Annotated in this window: 2 protein-coding genes; one reads left to right on the top strand and one right to left on the bottom strand. The window is 48.6% G+C overall.

Annotated elements, in window-relative coordinates:
* The coding region (locus NZ772_18720; protein ID MCS6815591.1) for an MFS transporter at nucleotides 1-447 on the bottom strand (447 nt) is incomplete at its 3' end.
* Between the two features lie 297 nt (nucleotides 448-744).
* Between NZ772_18720 and NZ772_18715 the strand changes: the two genes are divergently transcribed.
* A partial coding sequence (locus NZ772_18715; GenBank protein ID MCS6815590.1) for an ABC transporter ATP-binding protein occupies nucleotides 745-1,555 on the top strand: 811 nt, incomplete at its 3' end.

The raw sequence follows: 1,555 nt of genomic DNA, 5'->3' as shown, positions 1-1,555 counted from the left end.
ATAACCCAGGAGTTCACCCCGCTTGTCCACCGGCGAAATATCCACAATCAAAGCGCTATAGGCTGTGGTAAAAGCAGCGATGCTAATGCCATGGAAAGCACGAATCCCAATCATGGCGGGGATGTGAGGCAAGATGTGGCTGGGGATGTTGTAAAGAACCAAGTATCCCAAGGGTGCGATCGCTACCACTCCTAAACCAATCAGCATTACTAGCTTGCGGCCATATTGATCTGTCCAACGCCCTATCCATCGACGCGACATAACTAGACCAACGGCGAAGGCCCCCATCACAAACCCTACTTGCTGTTCAGTGCCGCCTAAATCACTGACAAACAGCGGCAGCACAGGCAATAACAGAGCCAGACTTGTCCAAAACAATAGTCCAGCCATGAATAACACCAGCAAATCTTGACGGGTCTGGGGTTCAAGTGTTGTCAGAACTTTCAAAGTTGCACCCCTCTCACGACTGATGTGACCAACCCGTACAAACAAATTTGTTAAGACATATTTCCTTATACATATTTAATATGATGCCTAATTTTGAGGACGATCGTGAAATTGACCTGTAAAGAACACTGGCTCTGAGCTGAACAGCCTAGACTAAACTAATGTCAGGAATTTTGCGGATGGCTGGTGTAGAGAGAAGGAAATCAAGTCTGTTCATTGGTGTTCCACAAACGGTGAATGGGGCAGTTCCACCTTGTGCATATTCATGACTAATTCACTCTCCAGAGCATACCCATGATGACGACTGACTTTGCAATTCGCACCCACAACTTGACCAAGCAGTTCGATCGCCAGACCGCTGTTAACGACGTTGATCTAGAGGTAAAAACCGGTGAAGTCTATGGATTAATTGGCCCCAATGGTGCTGGTAAGACCACCCTCATCCGCATGTTAGCCGCTGCTGAAGAGCCGACTACAGGCGAAATTTACATTGCTGGAGAACGGCTGCGTCGAGATCACAGTAATCCCAACTTGAAGCGTCATCTGGGTTACCTGCCCGATGACTTTCCGCTTTATGATGACCTCACCGTTTGGGACTATTTAGACTACTTTGCTCGCCTCTATCGTCTACGCAATCCTCGCCGTCGGGAACGCCTGCATGATGTGCTAGAACTCGTGCAATTGACCAGTAAACGCAACAGCCAAATCTCTACCCTATCTAGGGGGATGAAGCAGCGCTTGAGCTTGGCACGTACCATTATCCACGAGCCAATTCTGCTGTTGTTGGATGAGCCAGTGTCTGGATTGGATCCGATCGCTCGGATGCAGTTTCGAGAAATCATCAAAACGCTTCAAGAAGCTGGCATGACCATCCTGATTTCATCCCACGTGCTCAGTGACTTAGCAGAACTCTGCACTTCCGTAGGCATTATGGAATTGGGATTTTTAGTGGAGAGTGCACCCCTTAAGGATCTATACCAACGCCTCAGCCGCCAACAAATTATCGTGGGCACCCTTGGAGATGTAGAAGCCTTGATTGCAGAGCTACGCAACCATCCTTTAGTCGAGGCGATCACACCCTTACCAGACAGCACTAACCTACGAGTCA

It is taken from the genome of Cyanobacteriota bacterium (assembly GCA_025054735.1).
In the GTDB taxonomy this organism is placed as follows: Bacteria; Cyanobacteriota; Cyanobacteriia; order SKYG9; family SKYG9; genus SKYG9.
The sequence above is the reverse complement of the archived record's forward strand: the minus strand, read 5'-3'. Positions and strand labels throughout refer to the sequence as shown.